The sequence below is a fragment of the Acidobacteriota bacterium genome (assembly GCA_004299485.1).
Classification (GTDB): domain Bacteria; phylum Acidobacteriota; class Terriglobia; order Terriglobales; family SCQP01; genus SCQP01.
Map to the genome: position 1 here is coordinate 274,911 of SCQP01000008.1, position 17,850 is coordinate 292,760.

Consider the following 17,850-nt stretch of genomic DNA (forward strand, 5'->3'; position numbering starts at 1 on the left):
CAGTCGTCACTTGGCCGACTGGAGGAATTGCAGGCGGCGCACCGCGGCATCGAGTGTGGCGTCGACCTTGGAGAAGCAGAAGCGGATTTGATCCGCTCCCAATTTTGCGTCGTGATAAAAGCTGGAGCCGGGCACCGTGGCCAAACCCACGGCCCGAACCATCCAGCGGGCAAATTCTTCGCCCGGGCAGCGGTCGCGGAAGGGCGACACATCGCACATGACGTAATAGGCGCCTTCCGGCAGGCCACAGCGCAGGCCGGCCGCCTGCAGGGCGGGCACGAAGCGGGCGCGGCGGGCGGTGTAATCGGCGGCGAGATTGCGGCAATACTCATCGCCCTGATTGAGCGCATGTGCGGCGCCGATTTGCAGCGGCGCCGGGGCGCCGACGGTCAGAAAGTCATGCACCTTGCGAATGCCTCCCGCCAGCCGCTCGGGCGACAGCACCCAACCCACGCGCCAGCCGGTGACGCTGAAGGTTTTGGAAATACCGCTGACTGTGATCGCGCGATCTTCCATGCCGGGCAGCGTAGCCAGCGGAATATGCGGACGGCCATCATAGATGATGTGCTCGTAAATTTCATCGGTGATCGCCAGGCAGTCCCACTCGACGCACAAATCGCGGATGAACTCCAGCTCCTCGCGGCTAAAAACCTTGCCCGTGGGATTGTTGGGCGAGTTCAGAATAATGGCGCGGGTTTTGGCGTTGAAGGCCGCGGCCAGCTCGCCGCGGTCGAAGCTCCAGCTATCGCCCGAGGGCCGCAGCGTTACAAAGCGCGGCACGGCGCCGCTCAAAATCGAATCGGGGCCGTAGTTCTCATAATAGGGTTCGAAGATGACCGTTTCATCTCCGGGATTGAGCACCGCGATCAGCGTCGAAATCATCGCCTCGGTCGAACCGCAACAGACGGTGACATGCTGATCGCCCACGTCCATGCCGTACCAGCGCTGATATTTGGCGGCAATCGCCTTCCGCAGCAGCGGATCGCCCCAAGTGACGGCGTACTGGTTAATGTTGTCGCGGATCGCCTGAATGGCGGCGTCCTTGATGAAGTCCGGCGCGGGAAAGTCGGGAAATCCCTGTGCCAGATTGACTGCGTTGTGCTCCATCGCCAGGCGGGTCATCTCGCGGATAACACTTTCAGTGAAGCCTTCGACGCGATGCGACACACCCCGGCGCGAGGCCGGCACGACGGCTTTGGTACTCATGAATGTTTTTTCTCCAGAGGCCTGGCCGACCTACGGGCGGAGGCGGACAAGTTATGGTTTTGGGTAAACGGATCATCGTGGCCGGGGATAACCACCCCGCTAAAGTGATCGAGATGTTGACGCGAGCGCTGGAAGAGTTCCCGATTGTGGGGCGGCATGTCGTAACCTACCGCAATCTCGTCGGCAAAGGCTCGCGCATCACCGGCGATCAGGTAAGGACCTTCCGCGCCGTGGACGTGCACCGAAATGTGGCCGGGGGAGTGGCCCGGGGTGGCGAGAATGCGCAGACCATCGATATCAAGATCGCCGTCTTCCCACCAGCGATAGCGGCCATGATCGCCCATAATCGCTGGATCCCACATCCAGGTCAGCAATTGTAGTACGCGCGCCTCGTCCATGTGATCAAATTCTTCGTCGGTGGCTTCCGGATAAAACGTGCGGAAGACATCGCGCCGCGTTTCTCCGCCGCTGACACTTTCGTAGATCGAGATCGCCCAGTCGAAATCGAGCTTGGACCCATAGACCCACGCCTGCGGAAACAGGAAATTGCCGCCGCAATGATCGAGATGATAGTGCGTATTGATGATGCCGGTGATATCCGACTTGTCCACGCGCAGGCGCTGCAAGCCGTCGAGCAACAAGGTGTCATGCTGCGGAAAGCAGGTGTCGACGATGATTTGCCGGGGTTTGTCGCCGTTTTCGGTGACACTGCTGAGCAGCACCGAGCAGGCTTGTAAGGGCAAGCCTGGCACCAGCACGCGCACCTGCCAGCGAGTATTGCTCATGCCACCCCTACGCGGCTCGCGCCGCCTTTCGCGGCAGTGCCGGCCTCCCGCGGGTCGGCCTCCGGACTCCGTTGCGTGGTTTTCGTTTTCGCCAGCACCGGCGCCAGTGGCAGGTGCACCACAAAGCTGCTTCCCTGATTGGGATGGCTGGAGACTTCCACCGATCCGCCGTGGGTTTCGGCCACCCATTTCACGATCGGCAGTCCCAGCCCGCAGCCTTCGACGCCCGCAGCGCTGCGCGTGCGCGACTTATCGGCGCGATAGAAGCGGTCAAAAATAAAGGGCAGATCCTCGGCGGCGATGCCGATGCCGGTGTCGCGCACCAGCAGCCGCGCTTCACTACGCCCATGCGCTAGCGCCGCGCGCTCGACGCGCACTTCTATGCGGCCACCCGGCGGCGTGTATTTTACGGCGTTATCGATGAGGTTCAGCACCATCTGCCGCAGCCGCAGACTATCCGCCCGCAGCGGCACGGGATTGGAAGTTTCGGCGCGCAGGTCGACGTTGCGCGCCTGCGCCACTGCGCGCATCTGCTCCACCAGATCGCGCACCAGTTCGTTCAAGTCCATCGCCTCCAGCCGCGGCCGCATCTCGCCGGCATCGGCTTGCGCCAGCACCAGCAGATTACGAATCATCCGATTCAGCCGTTCAATCTCCTCCAAATTGCTCTCCAGCACGCGGCGGCATTCCCCCAGCGGCGCGCGCGCAATCAATGCCAGCTCCGTCTCCCCCTGCATGGCCTGCAAGGGCGTGCGTAGCTCGTGACTCACGTTCGCGGCGAACTCGTTCATTTTAGCGAAGGATTGCTGCAAGCGTGCAATCATGGCGTTGAAGGTCTCGGCCAGCTCATCCAGCTCGTCGCGGCGCCCGCGCGTGGGCAGCCGCCGGCTCAGGTTGGAGGCCGAGATCGCCCGCGCCGCGTGCGTCATGTCCGTCACCGGCTTCAGCGTGCGCTTCGCCATCACCGAACCGAAGATGGCGCTAAACACCACGGTAACCGGCAACAGCATCAACATGACCCACAAAAACGTGTCCTGGGCATCGTTGATGGGCTTGAGGCGCGTGCCGATGCGCATCAGGTAGCGGTGATCGGCCGGGCCGCGCAGCACCGTGTTGATGAAGCGCATCTGTTCGTCACGCCGGCCTTCCGTGGTGAACGCCGGCGGCGGCTTCATGGCCAGCAGCGATTTGAGCACGCCGGGCTCGACTGAGTAACCGAACGCGGTCAGCTCCGGCGAAGACTTGACCGGAATGCCCTCATTATTCAGAATCTCCGAGACATTAAAAATCGTGCGCGGATCGTAGCTCTGGCTCTCGCTCGCGGCTCCGGCATCGAACACCGGCTTGCCCTGATCGAAGTGGATATATTGCTTGACGAGCGCGGCCTCGTTCTGGAGTTCGTTGTCCACGTTCCAGAACAGAATCCAGTTGAGCGTGAAGTACAGCAGACCGGCGGCGAGGAACAGCAGCAGGCTGAACACTACGGTGTATTGGAACGTAAGCTGGCCACGCGTGGAACTCGGGCGCCAGATCAACCGGCGCGCCAGCCGCAGATGCCTCCACTTCATGCCGGCGCTACCTCGTCCTTGAGCATATAACCCACGCCGCGTACGCTGTGCAGCAGCTTCTGGTTGCGATCCTTATCAATCTTGTTGCGCAAAAAGCTGATGTAGACGTCGATCACGTTGGTGAAGCTGTCAAAGCTGGCATCCCAGACGTGCTCGGCAATCATGGTCCGCGTGACCACCTGGTTGGCGTTGCGCATGAGGTACTCAAGAAGCATAAACTCCTTGGGTGACAGCTCCAAGTCACTATTCGCACGCCAGGCCTTGTGCTTGACGGGGTCGAGCACCAGGTCCGCCACCTGGAGTTGCAGCTTCAGTTCCCGCCACTCGCGCCGCAATAGAGCCCACACCCGAGCTCGTAACTCCGCGAAAGCAAAGGGTTTAATGAGATAGTCATCACTCCCGATCTCCAGGCCGCGCACCCGGTCTTCCACCGAGGCCCTGGCTGTAAGAATCAAAATCGGGACATTCGGGTTTTTCTTCCGCACCGTCGCCAGCACCGAGAAGCCGCTCACTTTGGGCAACATCAGATCCAAAATGATCAGGTCGTAGACGTTGCTCTCGGCCAGAAACAGGCCCTCCTCGCCATCCGACGCTAGATCGACAGCAAACTGTTCCTGTTGGAGCCCGCGTTTGATGAACTGAGCAACCTTGTGCTCGTCCTCGACCAGCAAAATGCGCATCGCCTTGCCTGAACCTGAGCCGAAACCCTCAGCTTCGCTGTTCTCAGTATAGAATCAACCCAGATGCGAAAGGGTGAACGAACAGGGTGGCTGCGAGTGGCTGTAGCGGTGTTGGTTCTGGGATTAGCAGCATGGGCGGCGAACCACCCCACAGCGCAGACCTCGACGTTGGCACAAGCGGAGCGGTTGGTAGACTGGGGGCGGCTGAAACAGGCACGATCTCTCTTGCAGACGGCCACCAACGATGCCGGCAATCAGAGTAACGCGCCTCTGCTCGCCTATCTGGGCCACATTGAGGCGCGGTTCGGGAATTTGCAAGCGGCACGTGCGCTGACGGATAAAGCGCTGAAGCTCGACCAGGCCTGCGCCAGTTGCCATTTGTACCGCTTCGAGGCCCTCGCGCGTCATGCCGAAACACTCAGTCAGTTTCGCGCTCTGCTCAAATTGCACGCCATCAAGAAGCAATTGCAAAAAGCGGAGCAACTGGACCCCCATATGGGCGACGTTCAGTGGGGCTGGATCCGGTTTGATCTCGCGGTTCCGGCTTCTCTTGGCGGCGGCAGCGGAGACGCTCTCAAGCACGCCGCGGTGCTAAGCCGAATTGATCCCGTGGATGGCCACCTGGCGCGCGCTTCGATATTCACTTCCCAAGGCAAGTCGCAGGAAGCCCTCGCCGAATATCGTGCCGCCGCGCAGGAGTACCCGAATGATCCTCAAGCGTTGTTCGCACTGGGCAAGGCCCTGTACCAACAGGGAGACTACTCCGCCGCTGCCGGCTTGCTCGACCGGGCTTGGAAACTGGATCCCGCCTCGGCCTTTTATGGCGCCTATCACGCCGCCGATCTGGTGCGGCTGGGACAGTCGCAACAGGCCCAGGCGGTGCTCCAGACCGCGCAGCAGCAGCATCCCGACAGCCGGCTCGGCGATTTCCTCACGGCGCAGGCGCTGGCGGATACCGGCCAGAACTTCGCCTGGGCGAAGCAATTGCTCGCTCGCTACCTGGCAGTCCCGCCCGAACCCGAGCAGGCCACCGCGGCCGACGCACGCAAACTTCTGGCCAGCCTCAGCCAAAGCGGGAGCTAAGGCGGAATGCGGCGCTGGGCGCAAGCGCGATGGATCGCCGGCTTCGCAGCCTTCACGCTGATCGGCACGTTGAGCTTCTTCTATCACTACCTGGATGATCTGAAAAGCGGCGTCACCGGAACCGCTGGCGTGCGCGCGCTGGAAGAATTCACCGGCGCCTATACCGCCGCGCTGCTGTTCCTTGCCGTGGTCTGGATGGTGCGGCGCTGGCCCCTACGCGAGGGCCGCGCTGAGGATCCTGGGGCCCCCGGCCCGGCCGAGCGTCAAGCCGGGGTAAACGACACAGTGCGTCGTTTACGGGCGCAGCCACGCCAGGCCCCGCGCCCATCAACGATCCGCCACCGTTGGCGCAAATCGCTGGCGGTCTACTTCCTCGCGCTGCCGTTTTTCGGCGCGGTGTTCACCACCCTCATGCTGCAATCGCGCGACCTGTTGTCGCCGATTCTGGGAATGGGCCCCTACCAAAACGGCGAGCTTGGACTCCGCTACCTGATGGAGTTCGCCAACCAGATTTCGATCTACCTCACCATGGTGGGCGCCGTTTGCCTGTTCGATCTCTACCGTGAGAACCGCCGGCGCGAGCTGGTCTCCGCCGAGTTGCGCGAAAAGCTGGCGCAGGCCCAACTGGAGCAACTGCGCCTGCGCCTGCAACCGCACTTTCTCTTCAACACCCTCAACACCATCTCTGCCGCCATGTACGAAGATGTGGACCGCGCCGATGCCATGCTCACTCGTCTGAGCGCGCTGCTGCGGCATACGCTCGAGGCGCCAACCGAAGGCTCTGGTGAAGTCAGCCTCGCCCACGAGATTGAAACCTGCCGCCTCTACACCGAAATCATGCAAGCCCGCTTCGAGCATGGCTTAGCCGTTCGCTACGAGGTCGAACCGGCGGCGGAGGCCAGCAGCGTGCCGCAATTCCTCTTGCAACCTCTCGTGGAGAACGCCGTCCGTCACGGCGGCGGCCAAATCCTCGTTCGCGCCTCCATCGACCACGGCCGCCTCGCGCTGGAGGTATCCAACTCGGCCCGCGCCGCCGCCGCCGCCGCTGGCCATGGCCTGGGCCTTTCCAGCACCACCCAGCGGCTGCAGCAAACCTATGGCCCGGCTCATACTTTTCGCTTCGGCCCTGAGCCTGGCGGCGGCTTTGCCGTGCGCATGCTCCTGCCCCTGTCTGCATGAAGTCTCTACGCGTGCTGGTCGCCGAGGATGAAGCGCCCGCGCGGCGCAAGCTCGTCCGCATGCTCGCCGCCCTCGGCGGCGTCGATCTGGTCGGCGAAGCGCCTGACGGGCCTGCCGCCCTCCAGGCACTGGCTTCGCTCTGTCCCGATCTCGCGTTGCTGGACATCGATATGCCCGGTCTCAACGGCCTCGAGGTCGCCCGCGCTACGCCCAAGCCCACGCAAATCGTTTTCGTCACTGCCCATGCCGAGCACGCACTGCAGGCGTTCGAGCTCCACGCCTGCGACTACCTGCTCAAACCCTACGATCAGGCCCGCCTTAACGACGTAATCGCCCACGCCCGCGAGCGCGTCGCCGCCACTCCCCAGCGCCTCGAGGTCGATTTAGGCAATCGCCGTGTCTTCATCCCCCTCGACGCGCTCGACTGGGCCCAGGCCGCGCGCAACTACGTCGAAATCCATACCGAAGGTAAAACCCTCCTCACCCGCACCACGCTCGATGCCTTCGCAGCGCGCCTCAGCGCCGAAACTTTCTTCCGCATTAACCGCTCGGTCCTGGTCCGCCAGTCCGCTATCGCGGAAACCCGCACCCGCGGCCACGGAGAAGCGTGCATTCGCCTCGTTGACGGCAGTGAGCACGTCTGGACTCGCCGCTACCGGCCTCGTTCGTCCCAAGCCTGAGCCTGTCTGTCCCAAAAGGCCAACTCCCGGGCGTTATTCCCGTAATCATCAACCTATGCGAACCCTACTCGCTTGCCTGTTGTTCTCGCTGACCGCGCTGGCACAAGCCGCAGGGTGGCCCGCCTACGGCGGCACCGTCGCCGGCACCCGCTACTCGTCCGCCAAACAGATCACGCCGGCCAACGTCACCCATCTCCAAGTGGCCTGGACGTTTCACACCGGCGAGCTGGCGCGCGTCGCCCAGCTCGATCCCAATGCGCAGGCATTCGTGAAGTCCAAGGCTGCGTTCGAGGCCACGCCCATCCTGCATCACGGCGTGCTGTACCTTTCCACACCGCTCGATTGGGTCTTCGCCATCGACGCCCGCTCCGGCAGGCAGATCTGGAGCTTCGACCCTCATCTCTCTCACCTCGACTATTCCGAAATGTCCTCGCGGGGCGTCGCGTTCTGGCAGGGCTCCGGCCACGGCGCCTGTTCCGAACGCATCTTTATCGGCACCCTCGACGCCCGTCTCATCGCCCTCGATGCGCGTACCGGTAAAGCCTGCGTCGATTTCGGCACGGACGGCGCGGTGAACCTCACGCAAGGCGTGCAGGTTGTCAATCCCGGCCAGTATCAAATCACCTCCGCGCCCACCGTCATTGGCAACCGCGTGGTTGTCGGCTCCTCCATGGGTGACAACCGTGCCGTCACGCTGGCGCTGGGCGTGGTCCGCGGCTACGACGTCCGCACCGGCAAACTCCTCTGGAGCTGGGACCCGCTCCCCTGGGCACTGCACCAGCACCCCCGCACCGGCGCGGCCAACGCCTGGAGCACCATTGCCGCCGATCCCGCCCATGGCCTCGTTTTCGTCCCCAGTACCAGCCCCAGCCCCGACTACTACGGCGGCAAACGCCTGGGCAATGATGCCGATGCTGACTCCGTCGTCGCCCTCCGTGCATCGGACGGCAAAAAAATCTGGGCCTTTCAGCTCACCCATCATGATCTCTGGGACTACGATGTCGCCGCCGAGCCGCTGCTGTTTACCTGGAAGGATGGCACGCCGGCGATTGCCGTCACCAACAAGACAGGCAACGTCTTCGTGCTCAACCGCCTCACCGGCAAACCGCTGACCCCGGTCACCGAGCACCCGGTCCCGCAAAGCAATGTGCCCGGCGAGCAGACCTCGTCCACGCAGCCGTTTTCCGCTCTCCCGCCACTCGCGCCGCAAACCCCGCTCACCCCAAAAACGATTTTCGCCATCAACGCGGCGGATCGCGCCTGGTGCGAAGCCCGCCTCCAGGGCGTGCGCAATCAAGGCATCTACACTCCCCCGAGTCTCGAAGGCTCGCTCTATGAGCCCGGCAACGTTGGTGGTGTGAACTGGGGTAGCGCCGCCTACGATCCCGTCCGCCATCTCTACATTGCCGATGTCAATAACCTCATCGCCTATGCGCGCCTGATCCCTCGCGCCGAATACGTCAAAGCCAATCACGGCCTGCACAACCGCATTTACAGTGACTTCGGCCGCCAAAGCCAAACGCCCTACGGCATGGTCCGCGGTTTCCTGCTTTGGCAAGGTAAGGTTCCGTGCAATCAGCCGCCTTGGGGCATGGTCGTCGCCGAGGATCTGTACACCGGCAAGCTCGCCTGGCGCGTCCCTCTCGGCACGCTCATCCCCGGAATGCACACTGGCTCGCCCAACCTCGGCGGCCCCATCGTCACCGCGGGCGGCCTTGTCTTCACCGCCGCCGCTATGGATGACACCCTCCACGCCTACGACTCCGCCACCGGCAAGTCCGTCTGGCAGACCGCGTTGCCTGCCGGCGGCAACGCCACGCCCATGACCTTTATGCTCGATGGCCGCCAGTATGTGGTCATCTGCGCCGGCGGCCACGGCAAACTGCACACCAAGCTGGGCGACAGCGTCATCGCCTATGCATTGCCCTCGGCTACTCTGAAGCGGTGAGATTAGCTGCACTCTTCGCTGCTTTTGCACTCGCGCTGACCGCGCAGGCCGCCCGCACCACCGGTATTGTGGTAGCGGGTAATGGCCTGCCGGTTGCCGGCGCGAGCGTCACCGCAGGTACCGCGCACACACGCACCGGCGCGCAAGGGCGCTTCGCCCTGGCCGTGGGCGAGGGCACCACGCTGGTCGTGACCGCCCCCGGCTACGCCGCCACAACCGTAACCGCCGGAGCACAGCCACTGCGCATCCTGCTGCATCCCGCGCCCATGACCGAGTCGGTGACCGTGACGGCGACCGCGCGCAATCAATCCGTGGCCGCGGTTCCGCTCCAAACTGTCGTCATGGGACGGGCGCGCTTGCAAGCCGCTGCTCCGCCCAACGTGGATGCGCTGCTGCGCCAGTTCACCGACCTCGATACCTTCCGCGAATCCGGCTCGCTGAGCGCCCACCCCACCACTCAGGGCGTCTCGCTGCTGGGCACCGGCACCAGCGGCGCCAGCCGCGCCCTGGTGCTGCTCGACGGCTTGCCGCTTAACGATTTCTACGGCGGCTGGGTCGATTGGCTGCGCGTGCCCGATGAAGATCTGGCCTCCATCAGTGTCGTCTCCGGCGGTGCTTCGGCGCTCTATGGCAACGACGCCCTCTCCGGCGTCATCGGCCTGCAGACCCGCACCGCATCGGCAACCCATCTCGACCTGCGCACCGGCGGCGGCGGGCTGGGCACCGCACTCGCCGATGGCGCCGCCGCCGTGGTGGGCTCGAAGCTCGCCCTCGCCGTGCGCGGCCGTGGTATCCGCGTCGGCGGCTACGTACCTGCGGCCAATCCCGGCGCCGTGGACCGCAATGCCGGCGTGGCCGCCCAGGACTGGCAGCCCGTCCTCGCCTGGACCGCCTCGCCCCACGCGCTCTTCCGCCTCTCCTCGGAGTACTTCGCCGAAAATCGCCGCAACGGCACCATGCTCGAAGTCAACGGCACGCGCCTGCGCCAGCTCGCCCTGCGCGGCATCATTGACAATCACGGCGTCTGGAACGGCAGCGCCTTCACGCAATCGGAAGATTTCGATTCCACCTTCTCGTCCATCACTCCCGATCGCAACTTCGAAAAACTCGTCCTGCAGCAGCAGGTCCCCTCCCTCGCCCAAGGCGCGGCGCTCGATTGGTCGCAGGCCGGATCGGACTGGAGCGTCGTCGCCGGAGGCTCCTACACCCACGTCACCGCTGTCGACAATGAGACCACGCCTCGGTACGCCGACCGCGCCGCGCGCCAGGAAAATGGACGCCAGCGTCTTGGCGGCGGTTTCGCCGAAGCCACCTGGACGCCGCGCCCGCGCTGGTCCTGGACGGCCACCCTGCGCCGCGACGGCTGGTCCGACTACGATGCCTCCCAGAACACCCCCACCGGTCTCACGCCGTTTCCCGATCGCAGCGAAACCGCCTGGAGTCCTAGCCTCGGCACTGTCTGGCAGGCGCGCTCCTGGCTTTCGCTGCGCCTCTCCGGCTACGAATCCTTCCGCGCGCCCACGCTCAACGAGCTTTATCGTCCCTTCCGCGTCGGCAACGTCGTCACCGAAGCCAACCCTCTGCTCGCCGCCGAGCGTTATCGCGGCGCGCAGGCGGGTGTAGTCGCCCAGCTCACCCACAGCCTCTCGCTGCACGCGACCTACTTCGATGGCACGGTCAGCAATCTGGTCACCAGCGTCACCCTCAGCGCCACATCCGCGCTGAAGCAAAATCAGCATCGCTGTGGCCCGGCGGACCGAACCGCCTGCGACTTTGACATCTCAAAAAGTCGCACGCCCCTGCTCCATGCTGGATACACCAACGCTGATTTTGCTTTGATCACCCGTCAGCGGCAAAACCTTGGCCGCGTCCGCCCGCGTGGCGCAACGCTCGGCGCGCAATGGCGTCCACGCGCCGCGCTCGCCTTCTGGGCCGGATACACCCACATTGCCGCCCGTGTGCTGAGCGCCGCACAGACCAACCTCGTCGGTCTCGCCGCCGTCCACGTGCCGCAAAACGCGTTCTCCTCCCACGCCCTGGTCAACTGGCGCGGCTGGACGCTTTCCGCCACGGAACGCTTCGGCGGCCGCAGCTTCGACAACGATCGCAACCAATTCGTCCTGCCCTCCTTCTGGACCACCGACGCCTTCGCCAGCCGCACCTTCGGCCGCTGGTCGCCCTACCTTGCCGCGACCAATCTCTGGAACCGCCGCTACGCGGTCGAGCTTACTCCCGATGCCGTCCTCAACGCCCCCCGCACCGTCACCGCCGGCCTCCGCCTCACCTGGGGCGCCGAGTGACCGGCTGCGCATCAAAGTGCGTTGCATGCTACACTTTCGTGTATGAAACGTACGACCCTCGCTATCGATGACGTCGTGCTCCGTGAAGTCAAGCTGCGCGCCGCAAAAAAGGGTTCTTCGTTGCAAGCCGAAGTCAACCACTTGCTACGGCAGGCACTGCATGCCAAGCCCGCGAAGCCATTCCACTGGGAACCGGAGACCTTTGATCTGACCCCGCAGCCCGGCGTCGACATCTGCGACCGCAACTCCTTGTTCCGCGCCATGGAAGGCAAGTGACCGCAGTCGATACCAACATCCTCATTTACGCCCACGATTCCGCAAGCGGGTTCCACGCGTGCGCTCGGGAAGAGCTCCGGACCTTAGTCGAGGGAGCCGCTCCCTGGGCCTTGCCCTGGCCCTGTGTTTATGAATTTCTGCGCGTCGCTACTCATCCGGCAGTTCCTCGCTGGCGCCTGCGCCCTGTGGTCGCCTGGCGCATCGTGCAGGCTCTCCTCGCCTCGCCGAGCCTCATGCTCCTTTCCGAAACTCCGCGCCATGCTGCCACCCTCGCTGCCGTAATCGAGCAGTCCGCTGCCTCGGGCAATCTCATCCACGACGCCCACATCTGGACCCTCTGCCTCGAGCATGGCGTGACTGAACTCCTCAGCGGCGACCGCGACTTCGCCCGCTTCCGCGGCCTCGAACTCCGCAACCCCTTCGCCACAGTCTGAGTGCAGGGAGATCGAATCTGTCAGAGTTGTAAAATCTGTCAGATCATGCCACCCTGAGGTCATGGCAGCACCCAAGCAGGGCAAAAGCCGTCAACCCGAGGAGGATCAGCGCCGCTTTCACACTAAGGTGGATAGCGCCGGGCGCGTCCTCATCCCCGCGGCCCTTCGCAAAGAACTTGGCCTGGCGCCCGGAACGGACGTGGTGCTTCGCGCCGCTGACGGCAAGCACGTGACCATCCGTTCCCTCGACGCCATCATTGCCGACGCGCAAGCCTACTTCCGCCAATTCCACAAACCCGGCGAATTGCTATCCGAAGAGCTGATCCGCGAGCGGCACGAACAAGCCAAACTCGAGTATGGCGGCTGAGGCTGGCTACGTGTTTGACTGCTCCGCCGTCATCGCCCTTATGTGGGAAGAGCCGGGGGCAGATGAAGTCCGCCGCCGCATGGCAGGCGCGGCAATTTCCAGCGTGAATTTGGTTGAGGCCGCCACAGTGTTGCTCCGCCGCGGTAGCTCAGCAGTCGAAGTCCAGCACAGCCTGCGGGCGCTGCCGCTCACGGTCGAGCCGTGGACAGACGATCTCGTCTGGGCCGGCCTGGACCTGAGTCCCCTGGCCTGGACCGCGGGCATTTCGCTGGGTGACCGCGCCTGCCTCACGCTGGCGCGCGCCCTCGGCCGAACAGCGCTCACCGCCGACACTGCCTGGCTCAGTGTTGCCGCGCGGCTGCAGCCCCCCGTTGCGATCGAGCTCTTCCGCTAATTTTTTTGCCCGCTGCGCAGCGCCGCCTGCGGGCTCGGGTCCACCGGCTTCGGCGGCTTCGGCATCTTGGCGGCTTCGAAGCGCGGCAGCGGCTCGGGCGCCATGGCCAGCGCATACGCCGCCGCGGCGATTTCGGCGGCGCCTTCGCGCAGGTCCTGCGGCACCAGGCGCTCATAGGTGTCGAGGTTGGTGTGCCAGGAGTAGGGCTGGTACTCGATCGGGTCCTGCTCGAAGTTCACGCCCGGCAACCCGGCCTGATTGAACGAAGTCGAATCCGTCCCGCCGGTGCGCCGGCTGGAATCAGCGACGGCGCCCATAAAGCCCCAATCGTGAAACGGCGCCAGCGTCTGCCGGAAAAATGCAGCCGCGGCAGGCGGCCCAAACACGCGCGCCCCGCGCGGTTTGCTGGTGCCGTCGTCAATGTTCAGATAGGCCACCAGGTTCTTGTACTCCGGCGTCGGGTGCTCGAAGCTGCCGAAGTGCGCATCCACGTAGGCGAGCGAGCCCAGTAGGCCCTCCTCTTCCCCGCCCCACAGCGCCACGCGAATGGTGCGCCGCGGATGGGCGTGCATGGCCAGCAGAATCCGCGCCGCTTCCAGCATCATGGCGCTGCCGGCGGCATTGTCGGTGGCGCCGGTGGCGTTGTTCCACGAGTCCAGATGGCCGCCCAGCATCACCACCTGAGCCTTGAGATCGGTTCCCGGAATCTCCGCGACCACGTCGTTGAAACGCCGGCCCTCCGGATAGGTCACATTGCGGATGTCAAAACGCAGCGTCACGGGAATGTCATCGCCCAACAGACGCGAGATGCGGCCGTAGCTATCCGACTGCATCACCACGGTGGGCACAGCGGTTGAGATATCGTAGCTGGGGTTGTTGTAGGCCACGATGACGCCGTGCGCCTTATGGGCGTCGTTGATGCGCACCTTCACTCCGTTTTTCAGCAGGAAGGCATCAAGCTGCGCGCTCACCTCGCGGTAGTTGAGCCGACCCGCCTGCGGCGCCGGCTGCGGAAAGCGCCGGAAGCGGGGGCGCTGATAAGGTTTGCAGGCGGCCGTATCCGGCGCGAGCACGCCCAGCATGCAGTCCCATTGCGTGTCGCTGCGGCGCAGCTCCCAGGGCGTAAAGCTCACCGGCACCATCTTGTATTCGCCCACCAGCACGATCTTGTCGCGCACCACCGGGGCATACTTGGCAAAATAGGCGTCCAACTCGGCCTGCGTCGGTTGCGGCGCCGGCAAAAACCGGCCGTTCTCGAAGCTGCCGCGCGACAACCCGGGCGGATCGGGAATCAGCACCGCTTGCGCGGTAACCGGACCGGGCGTGCCCGGCGTCCAGTGCAGCGACCGCACCACGAGCTGGTCCTGGAAAGGCGCGATGGCATTGGCCTGCAGCAGCCGGTTGGCCCATCCGGGCACGGCGTGATGCAATCGCTCGGGCACGAACGGATACGGCTCCAGATGCGCGTTCTTCATGCCCCAGGAGGTCGTGGTCCGAACTACCCACCGATCGGCCCGCAGTAGATTCGGACCACCGGTCAACCGCGGACCATAGACATCGGCCAGCTCGTGCATGATCCACATGATCTTCGAGTTGGCCGGCGTTTCGAGCGCGCGCGCCTGCCCATCCACCTGCGCCTGCGTCAACTGTTGCGCGGCGGCGGGCAGCATCAGGCCAGCAGCGAGAACGGCGACCAGCAGACGGATCATGCGCATAATATTTTCCTCACTCTTGCGGAGTCATTGTAGCAACAGTCACTTCCGGTTGTGAGCGACGCGACAGCACCAGCGCCAGCGCGCCCAGGATTATGACCGAGCCGGCAAGACTGGCCGCGGTCAGCGCTTCCCCGCCCCATCCCCAGCCCAAAAACAGCGCCACCACGGGATTCACCAGCGCATAGGTCGCTACCCGCACCGCCGCCACCCGCGTCAGCAGCCAGACGAAAACGCCATAGGCCACGACCGACCCCAGCAGCACCAGGTACGCCAGCGACCAGAACGCGGCCGGTGTAAACGCCGCCGCCCAGTCCAGGCCATGCAACTCGCCCGCGCCCGCCGCCAGGCCGGCCAGCATCACGCCACCCAGCAGCATCTGCGCCGCCGCGCTCATGCCGGCAGAACGGGGCATCGCCAGCCGGGGAATGAGCACGGTTCCCAGGCTCCAGGCAAACGCCGCCACCACCAACGCCAGTACCGGCCACAGCGGCAGATGCGCCCGCGCGCCGCCGCCCGCCATCAGCACGCCCATGCCGGCCAGGCCCAGCAGGCACCCGCCCAGCACTTTGGCCGAAGCCGGGTCGCTGCGAAAGCCCCAGATCTCCAGCGCCGCCACCCAGAGCGGCACCAGCGCCACAATCACCGCCGTCACGCCCGAAGGCACGCGCGTTTCGGCCCAGAACTGAATGCCGTAGCCAATGGGGAACATGAACACGGTTACCACCGCCACCGCGCGCCATTCGCGCAGCCGCGGATGCGGCCAGCCGCGTGCCCAGCCCCAGGCATAGAGAATCGCGCCTGCGGCCAGAAACCGCAGCGCCGCCAGCACCTCCGGCGGCAGCGAGCGGTCGCCGATCTTGATGGCCAGAAACGTTCCGCCCCAAAAAATGTAAATAATGGCGAAACTGGCCAGGATGCTGGCACTGGGAAGGCGGCGGGACATGCGTCAGAACTGTAAACTGTGAACGGTAAACTGTAAACTGAAATCCGAAGTCACCAAGGAGATGAAATGAAGCGTGCGTGGTGCGCAGCAGCCTGCATATCAATAATGACCGCGTTGTCCGCGTTCGCGGGAGCGCAGGGATCGGCGCATCCGGCCAATTACCGGCTGGTCAAGACGTTGTCCCTGCCCAACACTGGCGGCTGGTGGGACTACCTTGGCCGCAACCAGGAAGACCGCCAAATCTACATCTCGGCCGGCAATCAGATCATCGTCATCAATGCCGACACCTACGATCTCGAAGGCACCATCGGTCCGCTCAACGGCACCCACGGCGTGGCCATCAGCCACGGTGACGAAAACGGCTTCACCTCCAACGGCGGCAGCAACGATTCCACCGAATTCAACGCCCAAACCTTCAAAATCCTCAAGACCATTCCCCTGCCCATTCAGCACCCCGACGGCCTCATCCACGATCCCGCCACCAACCGCATCTTCTACTTCAATCATGACGGTCAGGCAGCGGCCGTGGATGCCAGCTCCGGCAAGGTCGTCGGCACCGTAGCCCTGCCCAGCAAGGATGCCGAATTTGCCGCCGCCGACGGCCACGGCCATGTCTTCGACAACCTGGAGGATTCCAGCCAGGTCGTCGAAATCAACTCCAAAACGCTGAAGCTGATGAACGCCTGGCCGCTCGCGCCTTGCGAGCATCCCTCCGGCATGGCCATGGACACCTATCACCAACGCCTGTTCATCGGCTGCCACAACCAGATGCTGGCGGTAGTCAATGCCGAAACCGGCAAGGTCGTCACCACGCTACCCATCGGGCCGGGCGTCGACGCCGTGCGCTTCGATGAGAAGTTCAGCCGCGTCTTCGCCTCCAGCGGCGGCGATGGCGGCACCATCACGGTGATCCACGAAGACAACCCCAACCAATATTCCCTCCTGGGCACCATTCCTACCCAGCAAGGGGCTCGCACCATGGAAATCGATCCGGAGACCCACAAGCTCTTCACCGTCTCCGCCCAGTTCCAACCGCCGGCTCCCGGCCAGCGCCGCGGCACTATGATCACGGGCTCATTTCACCTTCTCGTTTATTGGAATCACTAACAGAAACTTTGTACCATAAAGCTCTGTTGTGTCATTCGAACATAAAAGGAGAAGTGTGCATGAAACAATTACGTTGGTTGGGAATTGCCGTGGGCATGCTGGCGCTCACGCTGGTCGTGAGCGCGCAAGGCGCTCAAGGATCGAGCCAGCCCGAAGGCTATCACGTCGTCAAGACCGTCAAGCTGAACAATAACCGTGGCTGGGATTACATGGATATCGACAATGCGCGCCACCGGCTGTACGTCTCGACCGGCGACAAAGAGATTGTCCTGAACGCAGATACCGACGCGGTCGTCGGGGAAGTAACCGGACTGAAGGGCACGCACGGCGTCGGCATCAGCGACCGCGACAATCATGGTTTTACCAGCAACGGTGCCGGCAACGACACCACCGAGTTCAACCTGACCACCCTGAAGGTGATCAAAACCATTCCGCTGCCGATCGTACGGCCCGATGGGGTCATCTACGATCCGGCCAGTGACCGCATTTTCTATTTCAACCACGACAGCCATGCCGCGGCGGTGGATGCAAAAACGGGCACGGTCGCAGGTTCGATTCTGCTGCCGTCGCGGGCGGCGGAATTTGCCGCCGCTGACGGCCGCGGGCACGTCTACGACAACCTCGAGTCGTCCAGCCAGGAGGTTGAGATCAACTCGCGCACACTGAAGGTCATGCACGTCTGGCCGCTGGCGCCCTGCAAGGGACCCTCCGGCCTGTCCATGGACCGCACGAGCCGCCGCCTGTTTGTCGGCTGCGACAATAACATGCTCGCGGTCATGAACGCCGATACCGGCAAAGTGGTCGCCACGCTGCCTATCGGCGGTGGCGTTGATGCCACGCGCTTCGATCCCAAAACCAAGCTCGTTTTCAGCTCCAACGGCGAAGATGGCACCATGACGGTGATCCACGAAGACAGTCCGGATCATTACACCGTCCTCGGCAATGTGCCGACCGCCCGCAGCGCGCGCACCATGGAAGTAGATAGCCAAACCGGCAAGCTCTACACCGTGGCCGCCAAGTTCGAACCCCGCAAGCCGGGCGCGCCGCGCTACCGGCGGCACATGGTGCCCGGCAGCTTCGCGCTCATCGTAGTCGCGAATCACTAAGAAAGTGGCAGCCGGGCTGGGGCAAATGGGCCCCCGGCCCGGCCATAGCGGGCGGCTGAGCGAAGCTCTGCCGGGTGCC

The 17,850-nt window shown here is 64.0% G+C and carries 17 protein-coding genes; 11 read left to right on the top strand and 6 right to left on the bottom strand.

Going from position 1 to position 17,850, the window contains the following annotated elements:
- Positions 1-6 precede the first annotated feature (6 nt).
- The 4 genes from EPN33_07630 to EPN33_07645 are packed head-to-tail and all read right to left on the bottom strand — an operon-like array spanning position 7 to position 4,239.
- On the bottom strand, positions 7-1,206 hold the full coding sequence (locus tag EPN33_07630) for an aminotransferase class I/II-fold pyridoxal phosphate-dependent enzyme (protein ID TAN22790.1): 1,200 nt from the start codon (positions 1,204-1,206) through the stop codon (positions 7-9).
- Positions 1,203-2,180 (bottom strand): MBL fold metallo-hydrolase, encoded by a 978-nt coding sequence (locus tag EPN33_07635; protein TAN22791.1) that lies wholly within the window; start codon positions 2,178-2,180, stop codon positions 1,203-1,205. The genes EPN33_07630 and EPN33_07635 overlap by 4 nt, the downstream gene beginning before the upstream one ends.
- Positions 1,988-3,559, bottom strand: coding sequence for a HAMP domain-containing protein (locus tag EPN33_07640; protein ID TAN22792.1), 1,572 nt, complete (start codon positions 3,557-3,559; stop codon positions 1,988-1,990). Before EPN33_07640 ends, EPN33_07635 begins: the two co-directional genes overlap by 193 nt.
- A complete protein-coding gene (locus tag EPN33_07645) occupies positions 3,556-4,239 on the bottom strand; it encodes a response regulator transcription factor (GenBank protein ID TAN22793.1) in 684 nt (227 codons plus the stop codon). The genes EPN33_07640 and EPN33_07645 overlap by 4 nt, the downstream gene beginning before the upstream one ends.
- A 63-nt stretch (positions 4,240-4,302) precedes the next feature.
- On the opposite strand from EPN33_07645, the gene EPN33_07650 reads away from it, so the two are divergent.
- From EPN33_07650 to EPN33_07690, 9 genes are all read left to right on the top strand, one after another.
- The gene (locus EPN33_07650) at positions 4,303-5,322 is read left to right on the top strand and encodes a tetratricopeptide repeat protein (protein TAN22794.1); all 1,020 of its coding nucleotides are present in this window, start codon (positions 4,303-4,305) and stop codon (positions 5,320-5,322) included.
- 6 nt (positions 5,323-5,328) lie between these two features.
- Positions 5,329-6,501 (top strand): hypothetical protein, encoded by a 1,173-nt coding sequence (locus tag EPN33_07655; GenBank protein TAN22795.1) that lies wholly within the window; start codon positions 5,329-5,331, stop codon positions 6,499-6,501.
- On the top strand, positions 6,498-7,181 hold the full coding sequence (locus EPN33_07660; protein ID TAN22796.1) for a response regulator transcription factor: 684 nt from the start codon (positions 6,498-6,500) through the stop codon (positions 7,179-7,181). The genes EPN33_07655 and EPN33_07660 overlap by 4 nt, the downstream gene beginning before the upstream one ends.
- Positions 7,182-7,236: 55 nt before the next feature.
- Positions 7,237-9,129, top strand: coding sequence for a pyrroloquinoline quinone-dependent dehydrogenase (locus EPN33_07665; GenBank protein ID TAN22797.1), 1,893 nt, complete (start codon positions 7,237-7,239; stop codon positions 9,127-9,129).
- A complete protein-coding gene (locus EPN33_07670) occupies positions 9,126-11,429 on the top strand; it encodes a TonB-dependent receptor (GenBank protein TAN22798.1) in 2,304 nt (767 codons plus the stop codon). The genes EPN33_07665 and EPN33_07670 overlap by 4 nt, the downstream gene beginning before the upstream one ends.
- Positions 11,430-11,471: 42 nt before the next feature.
- Positions 11,472-11,705 (top strand): hypothetical protein, encoded by a 234-nt coding sequence (locus EPN33_07675; protein ID TAN22799.1) that lies wholly within the window; start codon positions 11,472-11,474, stop codon positions 11,703-11,705.
- The gene (locus tag EPN33_07680) at positions 11,663-12,139 is read left to right on the top strand and encodes a PIN domain-containing protein (protein TAN22800.1); all 477 of its coding nucleotides are present in this window, start codon (positions 11,663-11,665) and stop codon (positions 12,137-12,139) included. Before EPN33_07675 ends, EPN33_07680 begins: the two co-directional genes overlap by 43 nt.
- Before the next feature lie 61 nt (positions 12,140-12,200).
- The gene (locus tag EPN33_07685) at positions 12,201-12,506 is read left to right on the top strand and encodes an AbrB/MazE/SpoVT family DNA-binding domain-containing protein (GenBank protein TAN22801.1); all 306 of its coding nucleotides are present in this window, start codon (positions 12,201-12,203) and stop codon (positions 12,504-12,506) included.
- Entirely contained in the window at positions 12,496-12,900 is a 405-nt protein-coding gene (locus EPN33_07690) for a PIN domain-containing protein (GenBank protein ID TAN22802.1), read from the top strand. The genes EPN33_07685 and EPN33_07690 overlap by 11 nt, the downstream gene beginning before the upstream one ends.
- Here EPN33_07690 and EPN33_07695 read toward each other — a convergent pair.
- Both EPN33_07695 and EPN33_07700 read right to left on the bottom strand, forming a co-directional pair.
- Positions 12,897-14,615, bottom strand: coding sequence for a M20/M25/M40 family metallo-hydrolase (locus EPN33_07695; protein TAN22803.1), 1,719 nt, complete (start codon positions 14,613-14,615; stop codon positions 12,897-12,899). The two genes, EPN33_07690 and EPN33_07695, sit on opposite strands and share 4 nt — an antisense overlap.
- Before the next feature lie 10 nt (positions 14,616-14,625).
- Positions 14,626-15,558 (bottom strand): EamA family transporter, encoded by a 933-nt coding sequence (locus EPN33_07700; protein TAN22804.1) that lies wholly within the window; start codon positions 15,556-15,558, stop codon positions 14,626-14,628.
- A gap of 105 nt (positions 15,559-15,663) precedes the next feature.
- On the opposite strand from EPN33_07700, the gene EPN33_07705 reads away from it, so the two are divergent.
- Positions 15,664-16,665: a YncE family protein gene (locus EPN33_07705; protein ID TAN22805.1), complete on the top strand. Its 1,002-nt coding sequence runs from the start codon at positions 15,664-15,666 to the stop codon at positions 16,663-16,665.
- Positions 16,666-16,724: 59 nt separating this feature from the next.
- Positions 16,725-17,771 carry a YncE family protein gene (locus EPN33_07710; protein ID TAN22806.1) on the top strand — a complete coding sequence of 349 codons (1,047 nt, stop codon included), beginning with the start codon at positions 16,725-16,727 and terminating at the stop codon, positions 17,769-17,771.
- The last annotated feature ends 79 nt before the right edge of the window (positions 17,772-17,850 follow it).